Here is an 18,373-nt window from a genome sequence, read left to right on the forward strand (position 1 = left end):
GTGCCCTGCGCCTACGCCATCTCCGGATCGACGTCATCCTGCCCCGCCCGCTCGGCCAGCTTGCTGGCGTACATCGCGCGATCGGCGGCCGCATACAGGCGTGTTTCGTCCTGCCCATCATCCGGGTACAGGGCCAGACCGATGCTGGCGCCGATGGACAGCCACTGGCCCTGGAATTCGGTACTCGCGTCGAAGGCCCGCGCGAGGCGTTCGGCCCGTGCCAGCGCCGCGGCGCGGTCGGCCACCTCGGGCAGGATCGCGGCGAATTCGTCGCCGCCCAGCCGCGCCAGCGTGTCGCCCGCGCGGATGCCCTGCTGCAGGCGCTGCGCCACGAAATGCAGCAACGCGTCGCCGGCGGCGTGGCCCAGCGTGTCGTTGATGCGCTTGAAGTCGTTGAGGTCGATGACCAGCATCGCGATGCGTCCGCCGCTCTCGCGGGCCCGCCGCAGCGCCTGCTCCAGCCGGTTGGCGAACACGCGCCGGTTCGGCAGGCCGGTCAAGGCATCGTGCTGGGACGCATGTTCGGCGTGGCCGATCTGCTCCTCCAGCAGGGTGAAGATCATGCCGGTGGCGACCAGGAACTTGGGCAGGTTCCACGCCTCGTTCTCGATGCCCCAGCCGGCCAGCCACGGGTCGAGCGCCGACGCCACCGGGAACACCGCCGCCCAGGCGACGAAGCTGACCGTGGTGAACACTACGCCCACCGACGGCCCGGTCGCGCCGCGGTAGAAGCAGAACGCCACCGCCAGGTAGTGCCAGAACAGCATCCAGTCGAGCGCCTGGCCGATCGCGCCGTGCCAGGCGAGCATGCCCTGCAGGGCGTAGAAGCCGACCACCACCGGCACGCCCCAGAACGGTTTGCGCCGGTCGCGGCGGAACACCCACGCGGTCGAGGCCAGGCCCAGGACGGTGCACAGCAGATAAGGGATGCGCTCTTCGGAGCCGTAGGCGGCGAGCACGAAGAACGCCACGTCGGGGATCGCCGCCGCCAGCGTGATGGCGAGATCCCGCCACCAGGCCAGCCGCGCATCGGAGCCGGCCCAGATGAAGGCCACGCTGCTCAGCAGCAGCATCGAGAGGGAAACGGCCAGCGCGGCGTCCGCCCCGGGCCCGGCGGCGAGGTTGCGCTCGACGAACTGCGCAACGATGTGCACCAGGATCATTGCCCAGCCGACCAGCCAGTAGCGCGGGCGGGTCTGTCGGGTCCGCCTGAGCAGGCCGGCGAACACCAGCACCAGGCCGCCAATGGCGAGGAAATCGGGAACGACGGACAGGTTCAAGCGTGTGTCTCCGCGCCGTAGGCCGGCGCGTTCGGCAAAAAAACTTCCGATCGCTTATCGGCCGTGCGCGCGCAAGCTTGAATGGGGCCACCGCCGCGCGCAACCACTGAAGCCGCGGCCACGCTCATGCGTGGCGCGCCGGGTTGGCGCGGCCGTTCGCACCGAGCACGTTCCGCACTTTGGCCAGCAACTCCTCGTCGCGGAACGGCTTGCTCACGATGCGGTCGTCCCCGATGTCCTTGAACGCGCCAAAATCGGCGTAGCCGGTGAGGAACAGGATGGGCAGCGAAGGGCGCTTGGCGTGCGCCTCGCGCGCCACCTCCGAGCCGTTCATGCCGGGCATGGCGTAGTCCATCAGCATCAGGTCGACCTCGCCCCCTTCGTGGTCGAGCACGTCCAGCGCGGAACCGCCACTGCCGGCTTCGATCACCTCGTAGCCGCGCTCGGCGAGGATCGCGGCGGTCACCTCGCGCACGTCGGCATCGTCGTCGACCAGCAGGATGCGCTGCCGTGCGGTCCCACCGGCCGGGTGTACCGGCGCTTGCGGCGTGTCTTCGACGTGGTCGGTGGCGCCGGCTGCGCGCGGCAGGTACACCTTGACCGAGGTGCCCTCGCCCAGCCGCGTGAGGATCCGCACGCCGCCGCCGGACTGCTTGGCAAAGCCATACACCTGCGCCAGGCCGAGCCCGGAACCCTTGCCGACCTCCTTGGTGGTGAAGAACGGTTCGAACGCCCGCGCGAGCACTTCAGGCGCCATGCCGCTGCCGTGGTCGGTCACCGCGACCATCACGTAGTCGCCCGGCGCGGGCTCCTCCGGCCGCGCAGCCAGGTCGCGCAGCGCCACGTTCGCGGTTTCCACGATCAGCTCGCTGCCCACCGGCGAGGCGTCGCGCGCGTTAATCGCCAGGTTGAGGATCACCAGTTCGATCTGGGTGGGATCGACCAGTGCGGCCCACAGGGCCGGCTGCAGCTTCATGGTGAGTTGCACCGAGCCGCCCATGGAACTCTGCAGCAGGTCGCGCATGCCGGCGACGATGCCATTGAGGTCCACCGCCTTGGCCTCCAGCCGCTGTCGCCGGGAGAAGGCCAGCAGCTGCGCGGTCAGCTTGGCGCCGCGCGAGGCGGCGTCCTTCATGCAGCCCAGCCGCTGGCGCAGGCGTGGGTCGACGCCCGAGGCATGGAGGGCGCGCTCGAGGATGCCGATGTTGCCGCTGATCACCGTCAGCAGATTGTTGAAGTCGTGCGCCACGCCGGAGGTGAGCTGGCCGACCGCCTCGAGCCGCTGCATCTGGCGCAGCGTCGCTTCCACCCGCTCGCGCTCCTCGATCTGCGCCAGCAGTTGGCGATTGGTCGCGGCCAGCTCCGCGGTGCGCTCGGCCACGCCGCGCTCGAGCGACTCCCGCGCCTGGTGCTCGAGGGTGCGGTCGCGAAGCACCTTGAGGTAGCCCAGCAGCCGGCCGCCGCCGTTGCGCAGCGGCATCATCTGGCCGCTGGAAAAGAAGCGCGACCCGTCCTTGCGCACGCGCTGGCGGTCGTACTGCGCGCGCCCGGTCTCGGCAGCGCATCGCATTTCCTCTTCCAGCACGCCCTGGTTGCGGTCCTCGGGTGTGAAGATGATGTCCGCCCGCTTGCCCAGCACCTCCTCTTCCCGCCAGCCCAGCAGCCGCTGCGCGCCGGAGTTCCACAGCGTGATGCGACCCTCCAGGTCGAGCGCCATGATGCCGTAGCCGGTGGTGCATTCCAGGATCAGCTTGAGCCGGTTGCTGGTCGCACGCAGCGCGGTCTCGGCGCGCGCGCGCTCGACGTTGGCCCAGGTGCGCTCGGCCACCTCGCGCACGACCGCTTCGTCCTCGTCGGTCCAGTGCCGCGGCTCGCGTTGCTGCACGGCCAGAAAGGCGGCCAGCCGGCCGCCCTTGACCAGCGGCACCGTCAGGCTCGCACGCAGACCGCCAAGCGCGTGGTGGACCTTCGCCGCCTCCGGTTCCACCCGCGGGTCGTCGAAAGGGTCGTCCACGCGGATGGCCACCCCGGTCAGTGCTTCGGTGATGAGCGTGGGACCGAACTCGGACAGGCGGTGGCGGCCCACCCCAGTGGGCATGCCACTGCGGATCCACTCGCGTTCGACGGTGAAATACTCGCCGGTTTCGTCCACCTCGCAGTAACCCACGCGATCGGCACGCAGATGTCGGCCCAGCCGGCGTGCGGCCACCGCCATCACGTCGCGCGGGTCGGTCAGGTCGCGCAGGGCATCGCCCAGCCGCGTGCGGAAGCGCAGGCGCCGTTCGACCTGCACGCGCTGGGTGGTATCGATGGCCTCGTTGATGATGCCCATCACCCGGCCGCTTTCGTGCCGTACCGGCCCGATCCAGTAGTCGTAGTAGGCCGCCTCGCGGCGGTTCTGGCGTTCGATCAGGAAGCGGGCGTCGCGGAAGCAGCTGGGCGAGCCCTCCAGCGCGCGTTTGATCACCGGTTCGGTGATGTCGGGCGCTTCGGGCCACACCTCGCGGAAGGGCCGCCCCAACGCCTCCGGCCGGCTGCCCAGCAACGGCCGGTACGCATCGTTGTAGAGACAGGTCAGCTCCGGGCCCCAGCCGAGCGCGATCGGCAGTTCGCTCTCCAGCATCATCGAGACGAGCGTGCGCAGCGATCCGGGCCATTGCTCGAACGGCCCAAGCGGGGAGGACGCCCAGTCATGGGCGCGGATGCACCTTGCCATCTCGCCGCTGCCGGCGATGAAGTCGCCCCCTGCTGACGCTGGCGTGGAGGATCCTGGCAAGCCCACTCCTCGCGAGCTTCCCTGCGCGACATGCTGATTGCACGGATGGTCCGGTTCGACGTCGAGGCGATCCATGCCGGTGCCCGCACCGCGCGCGCTCCGCCTGGCCAGGCCGGAGGCCGGTCGCACGTCACCACCTGTGACGCCGGTCACACTATCGGTCGCCCGTTGTCGCCGGGCCGGCAAGGGGCCGTGAGGGCTCTGTCTCGTCGCGCCCGCTGGCCCGGGGGCGCTTCACGTCGCGGCCACTCGCGCTGGCGCCCCATGACGCACCCGCATGTCCGAAGAATCGCTCGATTGCCTGATCGTGGGGGCCGGCCCGGCCGGTCTTACCGCGGCAACCTACCTGGCCCGCTTCCGCCGGCACATCCTGCTGGCCGACGCGGGGGCCAGCCGCGCGCGCTGGATTCCCGCCAGCCACAACTGTCCCGGTTTTCCGTTCGGCGTGGCCGGCAACGAACTGCTGGCGCGCTTCCGGTTGCAGGCGCAGGCCTATGGCGTGCCCGAAGTGCGCACGCGCATCACCCAGCTCGATCGCCACGCGGAGGGTTTCATCGCCAGCGATGGCCAGCGCCACTGGCACGCGCGGACGGTGGTGCTGGCCACCGGGGTGGTCGACCGCCTGCCCGCGCTGGAAGGCGTGGAGGACGCGATCGCCGCCGGCACCGTGCGCCTGTGCGCAGTCTGCGACGCCTATGAGGCGCGCGACGACGTGATCGGCGTGCTGGGGCCAGCGGAGGTGGCGGTCGGGCACGCGGCCTTCCTGCGCACGTTCTCCCGGCACGTTTGCGTGCTGCCCGCCGATGACGCGTCGCTGGACGAGAACCTGCAGCGACGCGCGACCGACGGCGGCGTGCAACTGTGGCCCGCCCCTCGGCGGCTGGAGCTGCTCGACGGCGTCTGCCAGGCGCATTTCGCCGACGGCCGGCGGCTACGGCTGGAGACGCTCTATCCGGTCCTCGGCGCCGATGCCCAGTCGGGACTCGCCGCGGCACTGGGCGCGCGGATGGACGACGAAGGCGCGCTGGTGGTGGACGATCATCTCCAGACCAGCGTGCCCGGCATCTACGCCATCGGCGACGTGGTCAGCGCGCTGAACCAGATCAGTGTCGCGGTAGGCCACGCAGCGATCGCGGCCACCACCGTGCACCGGCGATTGCCGCCCAACCACTGCTAGGTCCGTCCTGCGAATTCACCGCGCCGAGGCGGTGCCGGCCGGCAATGTGGCGCCGGTCAGCAACGCACGGATCTGCCGCAGCTTTGCCTTCATCCGCGCCTCGTCCTCCGCACCCAGGCGCATCAGCAGTTTCTGCCCCGCCGAACGCGCCTCCAGGCCGGGATCGGCATAGCGGTAGAACACCTTCGGCTGCACCAGCGTCACCGGGGCATCGGGCACCGGCGCGGCCAGCATGTCGTCGATGGCGACCACCAGGCGGTCGTTGAAGTAGCCCTTCGGATATCCCAGGTCACGATAGGCCTGCTGGAACAGCGGATAGTGCGCGACGTACCAGGCCACCAGCGCCTTGGGATCGACGCCTTCGAGCACCTGCATGTACGGCGCGTAGCGCTCGGCATTGCGCGGACTCAGCGTGATCGCGCCCTCGGCCTGCTCGACCAGGAACGCGCCCTGGGGCGTCTTCAGCGGCAGGATGTTGGTGCCCACGCTCTGGCGCGGCAGCGCATCGACCGTGGCCACCACGCGGCGGACGATCTGGTCGCGCTGCAGCAAGCCGTCGAGCGAGTGGCCGCCCAGCCCCAGCAGCGCGCTGGCGACGTCGCTATCGCTGGCATCCAGCGCCGGCAGCGGCGCGGTCGAGGCGGGTGCCGGCGTGGCCTGGGCGATGGGATGCTGGATCGCCGTGGACGCGGCCGCCGGACCGGTCCCTGCGCTGGCCGCCGACGACGATGCCGTCACCGACGTCGGCTCGCCACCCGCCTGCGTGGCTTTGCGCCAGATGAACACGCCAATCGCGATGGCCACGATCACCACCACGCCCGAAACCATCCATTGCCCGATGGAAGACTGCTTCCTCTTCAATGCGCTTACCGCCTGTGTGAATTGCCTGCCCCCTGCATAACGCCCGTGGCGGCGATGTGCAACCCGTGCGGCCGTGCCGTCCTCACGGTACCGCCCCGAACAACATGCCGGTGCCCGTGGTCACCCCCATCGCCAGGGCGCCCCAGAACGCGATGCGCAACGCCCCGACGCCGGCGGCGGCACCGCCCATCCGTGCCGCGAGTGCGCCGAGCAGCGCCAGGCAGGCGAGCGAGACGGCGAAGACCAGCCACAGTTGCATCGCCCCCGGCGCAACCGCCGCCACCAGCAGCGGCACCACGGCGCCGACCGCGAAGCTTGCCGCGGAGGCCGCCGCCGCCTGCAGCGGGCGCGCGCGGAACACCTCGGTGATGCCCAGCTCGTCGCGCGCGTGGGCATCGAGCGCGTCATGTGCCATCAACTGCTCGGCGACCTGCCGCGCCAGTGCCGGCTCCAGTCCGCGCCCGACGTAGATATTGGCCAGTTCGCGGTGCTCGGCATCGGTGTCGGTGGCCAGTTCCTCGCGCTCGCGGGCGAGCTCGGCCTGTTCGCTGTCGGCCTGGGAATGGACCGACACGTACTCCCCCGCCGCCATCGACATCGCCCCGGCCACCAGTGCCGCGACGCCGGCGAGCAGCACCGCATGGCGGTCGGCATGCGCGGCCGCCACGCCCATCAGCAGGCTGGCGGTGGAAACGACACCGTCGTTGGCGCCGAGCACGGCGGCGCGCAGCCAGCCCATGTGACCGGTTCGGTGGCGTTCGTGGTGATGACGGCGCATGGGCGTTCCTCGGATGCAGATGGGGCGAGCATACCGTCGCCGGCCCTTGGCCACTTGCCACGGGCGCGTGTACGGGCTGGCGCGTGCCTGGCAGGTTTTACGGCGTGGTCACCGCGTGACCGCCACCATGGAACCCGTTTCGAGGAGGAATCGCCATGTCCCGATCGACCACCCCGACCGGCCCCGGCCCGGGCACAACCACCAGCAATCCGGCCATCAGCGGTATCGGCACCGGCATGGGCGCGGGCAATGCCGCCGGCCCCCGCGTCGTCGGTGGCGTGCAGGCCGGTACCGTCAACGATGCCGCCCAGGGCGCCAGCACCGGCGACGCGGCCGACCCGAGCCTGGGCAACGGCATGGCCGTGCCCGAACAGGGCAACCGCATGGGCGACGCGGCCACCGCGGGTGCGCCCGGGATGGGCGAGAAACCGCTGGGGATCGGCGGCGCGCCGATCGAACCGAATGAGCTGCCCTACAAGGTGATCGCGCCGCCGAACGCGGGGCCTTGACGCCCTCAAGGCCCGTGCGTGCGAGGTCAGCACACGTCGGGAGCGGCTTGGGGCGACCGCAGAGGCCTGTGCGGCATGGCGGTCGCGCCCGGGGCGCTCCTGCAAAAGGCGCCGACTACCGGGGCCAGCCTCAGGGCCCTCTCACGCTGGCAAAAAACACGGGCGCCCGAGGGCGCCCGTCCGTTTGCAGCGATGACGGATCGGCTTACTTCTCGCCGACCACGGTCACCTTGACCTGGGTCTGCACGTCGGCGTGCAGGCTGATCACGACTTCATACTCGCCGGTGTTGCGGATCGGGCCTTCGCCCTGGATCACTTCACCCTTGCCGACCTTGTGACCGGCCGCTTCCAGTGCCTCGGCGATCTCGCGCGGGCCGACCGAGCCGTACAGCTTGCCTTCCGGGCTGGCGTGCGCGGCGATGGTCACCTCGGCGCCTTCCAGCTTGGCCTTGCGCGACTGCGCTTCGGACAGCAGGTTGTTGGCCTTGGCCTCGTACTCGGCGCGGCGCTTCTCGAAGGCTTCGAGGTTGGCGGCGTTGACCGGCACGGCCTTGCCCTGCGGCAGCAGGTAGTTGCGGCCGTAACCCGGCTTGACCTTGACCTTGTCGCCCAGGTTGCCGAGGTTGCGGACTTTCTCGAGAAGAATCAGTTCCATGGGTCTTTCCTTTCGTTAGCGCCGGGAAAGCCGGCGCAGCCGTGGATGGTTGTCCGAAGAGCTGGGAAGGGACATGGCAGATCGGAAATGGGAAATCGCGGAGCGCTGCTACTGGATTGCCTGTTCCGATTGCCTAGTTGCCGACCTCAGACGTCGTGGTTGTCGGTGTAGGGCAGCAGCGCCAGGAAGCGCGCACGCTTGATCGCGGTGGCCAGCTGGCGCTGGTAGCGCGCCTTGGTGCCGGTGATGCGGCTGGGCACGATCTTGCCGTTTTCGGTGACGTACTGGCGCAGCGTGTTGAGATCCTTGTAATCGATCTCCTTCACGTTTTCGGCCGTGAAGCGGCAGAACTTGCGGCGGCGGAAGAACTTGGACATGGGTCAATGCTCCTGGATCAGTCGCTGTCGCGATCGTTGTCGCGGTCTTCGCGCTCGCGGCGCGCCGGACGGTCGTCACCGTCGCCATCGTCGTCGCGGCGACGCGAGGACTTGGCGTCATCCTTTTCCTTGGACTTCAGGATGAAGGACGGTTCGGTGTCGGCCTCGTCGCGCTTGACGACCAGGTGGCGCAGCACCGCGTCGTTGAAGCGGAAACCGGACTCGAGCTCGTTCAGCGCGTTCTGGCCCACTTCGATGTTGAGCATGACGTAGTGCGCCTTGGCCAGGTTCTCGATCGGGTAGGCCAGCTGGCGGCGACCCCAGTCCTCGAGACGGTGGACCTTGCCGCCGTCGGCCTCGATCAGCGCCTTGTAGCGGTCGATCATGGCCGGGACCTGCTCGCTCTGGTCAGGGTGGACCAGGAACACGATTTCGTAATGACGCATGGTCATTGTGGTATTGGCTCCTTGTGGATGCGGCCCCGAAGGACCCCGCAGCCTCCCGCCGGATGCAGTGAGGCAAGTGCCTGCCCACGCCAATGCGGCGCGGACAGAAGCGGAAGTGTAACCGGCGCGTCAAGGTGCGCGCAAGGCGCTGATCCGCGGGGACGACGGGGCTGCCGTCGCCGGGTCATCCGACCGTGAAGCTTTCCCCGCACCCGCACTCGCCCGTGGCGTTCGGGTTATGGAACACGAACGCGGCATTGAGACCCTGGCGGCGGAAATCGATCACCGTGCCTTCCACCATGGGCAGGCTCTTGGCATCGATGATCAGGCGGATGCCGTCCACGTCCAGCGCCTGGTCGTCCGGGCGCGCGTCTTCGGCCAGGTCCACCACATAGGCGAAACCGGAACAGCCAGTGCGCTTGACGCCAAAGCGAACGCCCACGGCGTCGGGTGTCTGGGCGAGGAACTGGCGGATGCGCTCGCGGGCAGGGGGAGTGATCGAGATGCTCATGGCGCCTGAAGGTGAAGAAGGCCGCGGCCCTACATTATCATGCGGGTTTGCCCCGACGCGCCGTGCTCCGGCGCGGCGAATCGAACACGACAGCGTCCAGATGCGGCGCGCGCGCAGGAGTTTCAATCCCATGGCGGTAGCGAGCCCGACCTTGTCCAGCGTCAAGCAGGCCCTTTCCGGCGCCATCGAAGCCGGCAGCACCGTGACCGTGCGCGGCTGGGTGCGCACACGGCGTGATTCCAAGGCGGGCCTGTCGTTCGTCAACGTCAGCGACGGCTCCTGCTTCGACCCCATCCAGGCGGTGGCGCCGGCTACGCTCGCCAACTACGAAAGCGAGATCCGCCACCTGACCGCCGGCGCCGGCGTGATCGTCACCGGCACGCTGGTGCCCTCGCAGGGCAAGGGCCAGGCGTTCGAGATCCAGGCGACCGACGTGGAGGTCACCGGCCTGGTCGACGATCCGGAAACCTACCCGATCCAGCCCAAGCAGCACTCGATGGAGTTCCTGCGCGAAGTTGCCCACCTGCGACCGCGCACCAACCTGTTCGGCGCGGTCACGCGCGTGCGCCACACGATGATGATGGCGATCCATCGCCACCTTACGTCCGAAGGCTTCTTCTGGATCAACACGCCGATCATCACCACCTCCGACGCCGAGGGCGCCGGCGACATGTTCCGCCTGTCCACGCTGGACCTGGCCAACCTGCCGCGCACGCCCGAGGGCAAGATCGATTTCCGCAAGGACTTCTTCGGCCGCGAGGCGTTCCTGACCGTGTCCGGCCAGCTCAACGTCGAGGCCTACTGCCTGGCGATGAGCAAGGTCTACACCTTCGGCCCGACCTTCCGCGCGGAAAACTCCAACACGCCGCGCCACCTGGCCGAGTTCTGGATGATCGAGCCGGAGATCGCCTTCGCCGACCTCGCCGCCGACGCCGACTGCGCCGAGCGCTTCCTCAAGGCGATCTTCAAGGCCGTGCTGGACGAGCGCGCCGACGACATGGCGTTCTTCGCCGAGCGCGTGGCACCGGACGCCATCACGCGCCTGGAGAACTTCATTGCCCAGCCGTTCGAGCGCATCGATTACACCGACGCGATCGAGATCCTGAAGAACTCAGGCCAGAAGTTCGAATACCCGGTCGCCTGGGGCGTGGACCTGCAGACCGAGCACGAGCGCTACCTCGCCGAGAAGCACGTCGGCCGCCCGGTGGTGGTGATGAACTACCCGGAGGCGATCAAGGCGTTCTACATGCGCCTGAACGACGACGAGAAGACCGTCGCGGCGATGGACGTGCTGGCGCCGGGCATCGGCGAGATCATCGGCGGCAGCCAGCGCGAGGAGCGCCTGGACTACCTCGACCGGCGCATGACCAAGTACGGCCTGGACCTCACCACCTACGGCTGGTACCGGGACCTGCGCCGCTACGGTACCGTTCCGCACGCCGGCTTCGGGCTGGGCTTCGAGCGCCTGCTGTGTTATGTGTGCGGGCTTTCCAACATCCGCGACGCGATCCCCTACCCGCGCGCCGCCGGGTCCGCTGATTTCTGATCGCCATGCTCCGTCGCCTTCCGCTGACACTCCTGCTGGTCGCCCTCACCCTGCTCCTTGGCGCATGCCACGGCGTCAAGGTCCTGGTGCCGCCGAACCTGCGCGCGCCGACCGACACCGGCAATGCGCTGGAGCAGGCCAAGCTGCAGTTGCAGAAGGCCACGCCCTGCTGCGGCAGCTTCGCCGATTTTTCGTATCTGACGCCGCTGCCGTGGCGGCCGAAGAAATTCGAGCTGGGTCCCGGCAGCATGGTCGCCAGCCTCAATGGCGTACGCAGCTACTTCCTCGCCTTCCGCCTGCCCACCGATGCCAAGCTGCCCTACCGGGTCGCGCTGAAATCCGAATTGAACGGCCGCTGGCTGCATTCGAGCTACCTGTTCGCGCCGACCACGGTGCTGCTCGATGCCGCGTTCCAGCCGATCGACTCGCAGGACATCCCGCTGTGCGAATACATGGGCTGGAGCAGCGCCACCACCGGCGCCTTCGGCCAGCTCAAGGTGACCAGCGACAAGGCGCGCTACCTGGTCGTATACAGCTCGGCCGACCAGCAGGCCGGCGATACCTACTGGGAGCAGTCGCCGGCCACGTTCTCGGCGGAGGCGCCCGTGCGGATGACTTCCAACGGCAGCTTCCGCATTCCGCACGGCCCTGACGGCACGATCTGGATCGGCATGATGAACGAGAGCTACGCCAAGGCCGTGGAGAACGGCATCTGCGACAAGGCGCCGGAAGGCAAGGGCCTGCTCAACACCCTGCGCACCGCACTGCCCACGCACTGGAGCAAGAGCGGCACGTGAACGCCCTCGTCGCGCTCTACCTGTTGCTCCTGACCGGCGGCATCGCCTGCTTCGTGCTGTACTACCTGGCGCAGTACCGCATCGCGCGACTGCTACGCGAGCGTCACCCGCAGCAGTGGAAGATCATCGCCGAGCCCGAGCAGGGACGGCCCAGCGGCATGCGCACATGGATGCGCATGCAGCACGTGCTGCGCTCCTCGCAACCGCGCCTGCCGGAGCTGCTGCAGGACGACGCCATCACCCGCTGGTTCGGCCTGTGGCGGGTGGCGCCCTGGCTGGCCTGGGGCTGCTGGTTCGCCGCGATGTTCCTGCAGTGGAAGGCGCGCTGAAGACAGCGTCGCACTTGTCGCAGGAGCCCGCTTGCGGGCGATGCCCTTGCCGGCCAGCCGTCAAAAGGCATCGCCCGCAAGCGGATGGCTGCAAGGGGGCATCTCACCACGGAGGCATTCGATGCAACTGGATCTCACAGGCCGCCATGCACTGGTCTGCGGCGCCTCGCAGGGCATCGGCCGTGCCAGCGCCATCGAACTGGCGCAACTGGGCGCCACGGTGACCCTGCTCTCGCGCTCGCCCGGGCCGCTCGAGGAGCTGGCCGGCCTGTTGCCGCGCCCGCGCGAACAGGAGCATCGCTGGCAGGCAGTCGACATGCTCGACACCACCCGCCTGCAGGGCGTGGTGACCGACGTCGCCGCGGCCGGTCCGGTGCACATCCTGGTCAACAACAGCGGCGGCCCGCCCGGCGGCCCCGCGCACACCGCCGATCCGACCTCGTTCGAAGCGGCGTTCCGCCAGCACCTGATCGCCGGCCAGGCCATGGTGCAGGCCCTGCTGCCCGGGATGCGCGAGGCGGGTTACGGCCGCATCGTCAATGTCATCTCCACTTCGGTCAAAGAGCCGATCCCGAACCTGGGCGTGTCCAATACGGTGCGTGCAGCAGTCGCCGCCTGGGCCAAGACGCTATCCGGGGAACTGGCGGCCGACGGCATCACGGTCAACAACGTGCTGCCGGGCTACACCCGCACCGGCCGGCTGGACAGCCTGCTCGGCACGCAGGCGAAAACCAGCGGTCGCAGCGAGAACGACATCGCGCGCGACCTGATGGCCACGATCCCCGCACGCCGCTTCGGCGAACCGTCCGAGGTCGCGGCAGTGATCGCCTTCCTGTGCACGCCGGCCGCCGCTTACGTCAACGGCGTCAGCATCGCCGTGGACGGCGGCCGCACCCGCGCGTTGAGCTGACCGCTTTGCGCCGTCCCCCCCCCCCCGGGAAAGGGCGCCGGGATGAGGGCCGGATCTGCGCCCGCGCAAGTCCACATACGCCGCCGTCCGGTGCAATCCCCACCCCCAGGTCGTAAGCTGCCCGGATGCCAACCCTGCGCCTCGCCAACCTGATCGACGGCCGCCTGGTGGCCCCGCGCGCCGACCGCTGGCTCGACGTATACGAACCGGCCACCGGCAACGTCTTTGCAACCTGCCCCGATTCCGACGCCGTCGACGTGGCTGATGCCGTCGCCGCCGCCCGACGCGCCGCCCCGGCCTGGGCCCACACGCCCGTCGAACAGCGCGCACGGCTCCTCAATCGTCTGGCCGACCTGATCGAGCAGGACCTGGACGCCTTCGCCGCGCTCGAGTCCCGCGACAGCGGCAAGCCGCTCGCGCTGGCGCGCAACCTGGACATCCCGCGGGCGGTCAGCAACCTGCGCTACTTCGCCGCCGCGGTGCAGGGATGGGAGAGCCAGTCGCACGCCATGGGGCTGGGCCAGCCGGACATCGGCGCGGTCAACTACACGCTGCGCCAGCCGCTGGGCGTGGTCGGCTGCATCAGCCCGTGGAACCTGCCGCTGTACCTGTTCACCTGGAAGATTGCCCCGGCGCTCGCCGCGGGCAATGCGGTCGTGGCCAAGCCTTCCGAAATCACCCCCTGCACCGCGGCGCGGCTGGCCGAGCTCAGCATCCAGGCAGGCCTGCCGCCCGGCGTGCTCAACATCGTCCAGGGCCGCGGCCCGAGCGTGGGCCAGCCGCTGGTCGAACATCCCGAGGTCAAGGCGATCTCGTTCACCGGCAGCACCGCGACCGGCTCGGCGATCGCCGCCGCCGCGGCGCCGCGCTTCAAGAAAGTGTCGCTGGAGATGGGTGGCAAGAATCCGGCGATCGTGTTCGCCGACGCGGACCTCTCGGACGCCAACCTCGACACCATCGTGCGCTCGGGCTTCGCCAACCAGGGCGAGATATGCCTGTGCGGGTCGCGTCTGCTGGTGCAGCGCTCGATCTACGAGCGCTTCCGGGAACGCTATCTGGAGCGCGTGCAGCAACTGGTCGTGGGCGACCCGGAAGAGCCCTCGACCCATCTCGGCGCGCTGGTCTCCCGGCCGCATTTCGACAAGGTGATGGGATGCATAGCCCAGGCCCGGGCCGACGGCGCCACTGTGCTTTGCGGCGGCGACGCGGTGCACCTGTCCGGGCGCTGCGCCAACGGCTGGTTCGTCGCACCCACCGTGATCGAGGGACTATCCAACGCCTCGGCCACCAACCAGACCGAGATCTTCGGCCCGGTGGTCAGCCTGATCCCGTTCGAGGACGAGACCGAGGCCGTCGCATTCGCCAATGACAGCCGCTACGGCCTGGCCGCCTCGGTGTGGACGCAGGATCTCTCCCGCGCCCACCGTGTCGCCGCGGCACTCGATTTCGGCATCGTCTGGACCAACTGCTGGCTGCTGCGCGACTTGCGCACGCCGTTCGGCGGCGTGAAGCAGTCGGGCCTGGGCCGCGAAGGCGGGACCGAGGCGCTGGCCTTCTTTACCGAGCCGAAGAACATCTGCATCCGTTACTGATCTGGAAAACCCATGCCGCACACCCTGAAGGACCTGCTCGAAAAAAATCGCCGCTGGGCGGCCAGCGTCAGCGCCTCCGACCCGGACTTCTTCGAGCAGCTCTCGCAGCAGCAGGCGCCCAAGTACCTGTGGATCGGCTGTTCCGATTCGCGCGTGCCTGCCACGCAGATCGTCGACCTGCCGCCGGGCGAAATCTTCGTCCACCGCAACGTGGCCAACGTGGTGGTGCACACCGACCTCAACGCGCTGAGCACCATCCAGTTCGCGGTCGACGTGCTCAAGGTCGAACACATCCTGGTGGTCGGCCACTATGGTTGCGGCGGCGTGGGCGCGGTGCTGCGCAAGGACCGGCTCGGCCTGGTCGACAACTGGCTGCGCCACGTCAAGGACGTGGCCTTCAAGCACGAGGCCTCGCTGCAGCCGCAGGTGCCTTTCACCGAGCGCCACGAGCGCCTGTGCGAACTCAACGCCATCGAACAGGCGCTCAACGTGTGCGGCACGAGCATCGTGCAGGACGCCTGGGAGCGCGGCCAGAAGCTCACCGTGCATGCCTGGATCTATGGCCTCAACGACGGTCACATGCACGACCTGGGGCTGATCGTCACCGATCGCGAAAGCATGGCCGAAGCCTATCGAAAGGCGCTGGACGGCCTGGCCGAGCGCTGGCAGCAGAAGGCATGAGTGGGGGCATCCGCACCGATGCGGCCCCGGCGCCGGTGGGCGCGTACCCGCATGCGCGACGGGTGGGCAACCTGCTGTTCCTGTCCGGCGTCGGCCCGCGCGAGCCGGGCACCAACCGCGTGCCGGGCAACGTCCATGAGCACGACGGCAGCCTCGCCGCCTACGACATCGAGGCGCAGTGCCGGCAGGTGTTTGCCAACGTGCGCGCAGTGCTGGAGGCCAGCGGCGCGCGCTGGGAGGATCTGGTCGACGTGACCGTGTTCCTCACCGACATGGCACGCGATTTCCCGGTCTACAACAAGCTCTACGCCGAGTATTTCGCCGGCGTCGACGCCTGCCGCACCACCGTGGGCATCGATGCGCTGCCGACGCCGATCGCGATCGAGCTCAAGTGCATCGCGGCGCTGCCCGCGGACCGCTGACACAAAAGACCCCGCCGGCGTCGCAGGCGGGGTCAATGACGGTAGCCGACGGATTACTTGCCGGCAGCCGGCTTTTCCGCCGTCTTCTTCATCGCCTTGTGGGCGTGATGGTGGTGGGTCATGGCCTTCTTCGGGGCCGCGGCCGCCTGCTCGGTCTTGGTCGCCGCCTTGGGAGCTGCGTCCTGGGCCAGCACAACACCGGAAAGGGCCACGCCCGCCACGAGCAGGGAAGCGATCACGAGCTTACGCATAGGGAAACCTCGGAACTGTTCAAGGAGCCGCGGACCCGGCCGGAACCCGGCATCGCGGGCGGCGCGGCGAAGGCACGATGCGGCGCGCGCCGGATACGGCGACTGAACACCTGGCGCATCGACAGGCACGCCGATCGCGCCCGGCCCTTGACTTGCGACGGCCGGTTTTCCGCACGAAGGAACTTGCGTCAGGCCAGGCAGGTGCGCAGCAGCGGCTCGATCGCGGTGCGCAGCTCCGCGGCCTTGCCTTCGTCCCACGCGAAGCTCTCTTCATCCATGTAATTGTGCTGGGTCATTTCCAGCTGCACCGCGTCGACGCCTTCGTTTGGACGTCCATACTGCCGCGTGATGTACCCGCCCTTGAAGCGGCCGTTCACCGCGAAATCGAAGCGGTCCTGCGCACGCAACACCTCCTCCAGGCGATGCTGTAGCGACGGCGAGCAGCTCGCGCCATCGGCGGTGCCGAGGTTGAGGTCGGGCAGCCGGCCGTCGAACAGCATGGGCACCCGGCTGCGGATCGAATGTCCTTCCCAAAGCACGACGCGGCCATGCATCTGACGCAGTCTCGCAAGTTCCTGCTGGAGCGCGGCGTGGTAGGGACGCCAGTATTCGTTCACGCGGCGTTGAACTTCGGACTCGTCCGGCTCGCCTTCCCGGTACAGCGGCTCGCCGTCGAAGCCGATGGTCGACACCAGCCCGGTCTCGCGCCGGCCCGGGTAAAGCGCGTGGCCATCGGCGGGGCGGTTGAGGTCGACCACGTAGCGGGAAGCCAGCGGGCGCAGCAGGCTGGCGCCCAGCGCCTGCGCCAGCGGCGCGTACAGGCGGGTGACGTGCCAGTCGGTATCCGGTGAGCGCCGTGCCGCCGGATGCATGCGTGCGGCGATGTCGTCGGGAATGTGGCTGCCGTCGTGCGGCAGGCTGATCAGCAGGGGCGCGGTGCCCGGGTCGAGGCGGAAAATGTCCATCGGGCCAGTGTAACCCCGGGCCTCCGCACCTCAGTGCATCAGGAGCAGCTCTTCCGACGAGGTCGGGTGGATCGCCACCGCACTGCGCAGCTGGCCGCGGGTGAGCCCCTGGCGCACCGCCACGGCAAAGCCCTGCAGCATTTCGTCCACGCCGGGCCCGAGCGCGTGCAGGCCGAGCACGCGCTCGTCGTCGCCCGTGCAGACCAGTTTCATGACGGTCGGCTCGCGTTGTCCCGCCACCGCGAACTGCAACGGCACGAACCGCTTGCTGTAGACCGCCACGGCGTCACCATGGCTTGCCCGCGCCTGTTCCTCGGTGAGGCCGATCTTGCCCAGCGGCGGATCGGCGAAGACTACGGTGGGAATGGCCTGGTAGTCGAAGCTCGCCTCCGGCTGGCCACCGAACAACCGCTCGACCAGCGCATACCCGGCCGAGACCGCCACCGGCGTGAGCGCAGGGCAATCCGTGACGTCGCCAATGGCGCTGATCCCGGGAACGGTGGTGTTCTGGTGCGCATCGACCCGCACGAAGCCCTTGCCGTCGCGCGCCACGCCCACCTCGTCCAGCCCGAGCGCATCGCTGTTGGGCACGCGACCGACCGCCCACAACACTGCCTCGTAGGGCCCGTGCGCGGCGCCGCGTGCATCGTCCAGCAACCATGCGCCTGCTTCGCCGCGGGCGCCGTTGACGTTGCTCTGCGGTGTAATGCGGATGCCCTGCGCGCGCATCTGCGCTGCCAGCGCCTGCACCAGCTCGGCGTCGAAGCCATCGAGCAGTTGCTTGCGGATCAACAGCTCCACCTCGCAACCGAGCGCGCGCAGGAGGCAGGCAAATTCGGTCGCGACGTAGCCGCCACCGACGATGCCGATGGAGCGCGGCAGCGTGCGCATCGAGAAAACGTCGTCCGAGACCATGCCCAGCTCGAAGCCCGGCAAGGGCAGTCGCCGGGGCCGTGCGCCGGTGGCGATGACGATTTGCGGCGCGCGGTAGTGCGTGTCGCCGGCCTGCACGGTGTCGCGCGCCAGCAGGCGGCCCGCCGCGCCGATCCAGGTCACGCCCGCCTCCTGCAGGCGCTCCGCATAACGCTGGCGAATGCCCTCGATGTAGCGGTCGCGCAGCAGGCGGAAATGGTTCCAGTCGAGCCGGCCGGGCGTGAGGTCGAAGCCGTACTCGACGGCCAGCGCCTGGGCATGCGCCAGTTGCGAAGCGAACCAGAGCGCCTTCTTCGGCACGCAGCCCAGGTTCGCGCAGGTGCCGCCCGGCGGTCCGGGTTCGACCAGCGCCACCCTGGCGCCGTAGCGCGCCGCGCGCTGCGCCACGGTCAGCCCGCCGGAGCCGGCGCCGAGCACGATCAGGTCGAAGTTGCGTGTCATGCAGCCTCCACGGTGTGCGCTTCGAAGCATGCCTGCGCCATGGTGACGGCCATGAGCAGGCACGTCCGCAAGACCCTTGCCTGAAGGCCGGGTGAAATCTAGTCTGGCGTCGAGTCATTCGAGGGGTAGCCGCCGC

General features: G+C 69.1%; 20 protein-coding genes. 9 read left to right on the top strand and 11 right to left on the bottom strand.

Going from position 1 to position 18,373, the window contains the following annotated elements:
• Positions 1-11: 11 nt before the first annotated feature.
• Both ACFWZU_RS09625 and ACFWZU_RS09630 read right to left on the bottom strand, forming a co-directional pair.
• Positions 12-1,280 carry a diguanylate cyclase domain-containing protein gene (locus ACFWZU_RS09625; protein ID WP_439701289.1) on the bottom strand — a complete coding sequence of 423 codons (1,269 nt, stop codon included), beginning with the start codon at positions 1,278-1,280 and terminating at the stop codon, positions 12-14.
• 124 nt (positions 1,281-1,404) lie between these two features.
• Positions 1,405-3,996, bottom strand: a complete 2,592-nt coding sequence (locus ACFWZU_RS09630; protein ID WP_439701290.1) for a PAS domain S-box protein — start codon at positions 3,994-3,996, stop codon at positions 1,405-1,407.
• Between the two features lie 337 nt (positions 3,997-4,333).
• Here ACFWZU_RS09630 and ACFWZU_RS09635 point away from each other — a divergent pair, with 337 nt between their 5' ends.
• Positions 4,334-5,233 carry an NAD(P)/FAD-dependent oxidoreductase gene (locus tag ACFWZU_RS09635; RefSeq protein ID WP_439701291.1) on the top strand — a complete coding sequence of 300 codons (900 nt, stop codon included), beginning with the start codon at positions 4,334-4,336 and terminating at the stop codon, positions 5,231-5,233.
• Positions 5,234-5,248: 15 nt separating this feature from the next.
• Here ACFWZU_RS09635 and ACFWZU_RS09640 read toward each other — a convergent pair whose 3' ends face one another.
• Entirely contained in the window at positions 5,249-6,094 is an 846-nt protein-coding gene (locus tag ACFWZU_RS09640) for a DUF3014 domain-containing protein (protein WP_439701292.1), read from the bottom strand.
• An 82-nt stretch (positions 6,095-6,176) separates the two neighbouring features.
• Positions 6,177-6,872, bottom strand: coding sequence for a VIT1/CCC1 transporter family protein (locus ACFWZU_RS09645; RefSeq protein ID WP_439701293.1), 696 nt, complete (start codon positions 6,870-6,872; stop codon positions 6,177-6,179).
• Between the two features lie 155 nt (positions 6,873-7,027).
• On the opposite strand from ACFWZU_RS09645, the gene ACFWZU_RS09650 reads away from it, so the two are divergent.
• Positions 7,028-7,381 (top strand): hypothetical protein, encoded by a 354-nt coding sequence (locus ACFWZU_RS09650; RefSeq protein ID WP_439701294.1) that lies wholly within the window; start codon positions 7,028-7,030, stop codon positions 7,379-7,381.
• A gap of 205 nt (positions 7,382-7,586) precedes the next feature.
• Here the strand turns inward: ACFWZU_RS09650 and rplI are convergent, their stop codons facing one another.
• The 4 genes from rplI to ACFWZU_RS09670 form a co-directional block, all read right to left on the bottom strand.
• Positions 7,587-8,036, bottom strand: coding sequence for a 50S ribosomal protein L9 (gene rplI / locus ACFWZU_RS09655; RefSeq protein WP_439701295.1), 450 nt, complete (start codon positions 8,034-8,036; stop codon positions 7,587-7,589).
• A gap of 146 nt (positions 8,037-8,182) precedes the next feature.
• On the bottom strand, positions 8,183-8,413 hold the full coding sequence (gene rpsR / locus ACFWZU_RS09660; RefSeq protein ID WP_111983860.1) for a 30S ribosomal protein S18: 231 nt from the start codon (positions 8,411-8,413) through the stop codon (positions 8,183-8,185).
• 17 nt (positions 8,414-8,430) lie between these two features.
• Positions 8,431-8,865: a 30S ribosomal protein S6 gene (rpsF, locus tag ACFWZU_RS09665; protein WP_439701296.1), complete on the bottom strand. Its 435-nt coding sequence runs from the start codon at positions 8,863-8,865 to the stop codon at positions 8,431-8,433.
• A 178-nt stretch (positions 8,866-9,043) separates the two neighbouring features.
• Complete coding sequence (locus tag ACFWZU_RS09670) at positions 9,044-9,370, bottom strand: HesB/IscA family protein (RefSeq protein ID WP_439701297.1); 327 nt, start codon at positions 9,368-9,370, stop codon at positions 9,044-9,046.
• Positions 9,371-9,500: 130 nt separating this feature from the next.
• Between ACFWZU_RS09670 and asnS the strand changes: the two genes are divergently transcribed.
• The 7 genes from asnS (at position 9,501) to ACFWZU_RS09705 (ending at position 15,647) form a co-directional block, all read left to right on the top strand.
• Entirely contained in the window at positions 9,501-10,916 is a 1,416-nt protein-coding gene (gene asnS, locus ACFWZU_RS09675; protein ID WP_439701298.1) for an asparagine--tRNA ligase, read from the top strand.
• 5 nt (positions 10,917-10,921) lie between these two features.
• Positions 10,922-11,713, top strand: a complete 792-nt coding sequence (locus ACFWZU_RS09680; RefSeq protein WP_439701299.1) for a hypothetical protein — start codon at positions 10,922-10,924, stop codon at positions 11,711-11,713.
• Positions 11,710-12,042 (top strand): hypothetical protein, encoded by a 333-nt coding sequence (locus ACFWZU_RS09685; protein ID WP_439701300.1) that lies wholly within the window; start codon positions 11,710-11,712, stop codon positions 12,040-12,042. The genes ACFWZU_RS09680 and ACFWZU_RS09685 overlap by 4 nt, the downstream gene beginning before the upstream one ends.
• A gap of 121 nt (positions 12,043-12,163) precedes the next feature.
• Positions 12,164-12,952, top strand: a complete 789-nt coding sequence (locus ACFWZU_RS09690; protein ID WP_439701301.1) for an SDR family oxidoreductase — start codon at positions 12,164-12,166, stop codon at positions 12,950-12,952.
• A 125-nt stretch (positions 12,953-13,077) separates the two neighbouring features.
• A complete protein-coding gene (locus ACFWZU_RS09695; protein ID WP_439701302.1) occupies positions 13,078-14,544 on the top strand; it encodes an aldehyde dehydrogenase in 1,467 nt (488 codons plus the stop codon).
• Between the two features lie 12 nt (positions 14,545-14,556).
• Complete coding sequence (gene can, locus ACFWZU_RS09700; RefSeq protein ID WP_439701303.1) at positions 14,557-15,225, top strand: carbonate dehydratase; 669 nt, start codon at positions 14,557-14,559, stop codon at positions 15,223-15,225.
• Positions 15,222-15,647 (top strand): RidA family protein, encoded by a 426-nt coding sequence (locus ACFWZU_RS09705; protein ID WP_439701304.1) that lies wholly within the window; start codon positions 15,222-15,224, stop codon positions 15,645-15,647. The genes can and ACFWZU_RS09705 overlap by 4 nt, the downstream gene beginning before the upstream one ends.
• Positions 15,648-15,700: 53 nt before the next feature.
• Here the strand turns inward: ACFWZU_RS09705 and ACFWZU_RS09710 are convergent, their stop codons facing one another.
• From ACFWZU_RS09710 to gorA, 3 genes are all read right to left on the bottom strand, one after another.
• The gene (locus tag ACFWZU_RS09710) at positions 15,701-15,898 is read right to left on the bottom strand and encodes a hypothetical protein (RefSeq protein ID WP_439701305.1); all 198 of its coding nucleotides are present in this window, start codon (positions 15,896-15,898) and stop codon (positions 15,701-15,703) included.
• A gap of 188 nt (positions 15,899-16,086) precedes the next feature.
• Positions 16,087-16,863: an N-formylglutamate deformylase gene (gene hutG / locus ACFWZU_RS09715; protein WP_439701306.1), complete on the bottom strand. Its 777-nt coding sequence runs from the start codon at positions 16,861-16,863 to the stop codon at positions 16,087-16,089.
• Between the two features lie 30 nt (positions 16,864-16,893).
• On the bottom strand, positions 16,894-18,237 hold the full coding sequence (gorA, locus tag ACFWZU_RS09720) for a glutathione-disulfide reductase (RefSeq protein ID WP_439701307.1): 1,344 nt from the start codon (positions 18,235-18,237) through the stop codon (positions 16,894-16,896).
• Between the last annotated feature and the right edge of the window lie 136 nt (positions 18,238-18,373).

The organism is Frateuria sp. GZRR33 (assembly GCF_051900425.1).
Classification (GTDB): domain Bacteria; phylum Pseudomonadota; class Gammaproteobacteria; order Xanthomonadales; family Rhodanobacteraceae; genus Frateuria_A.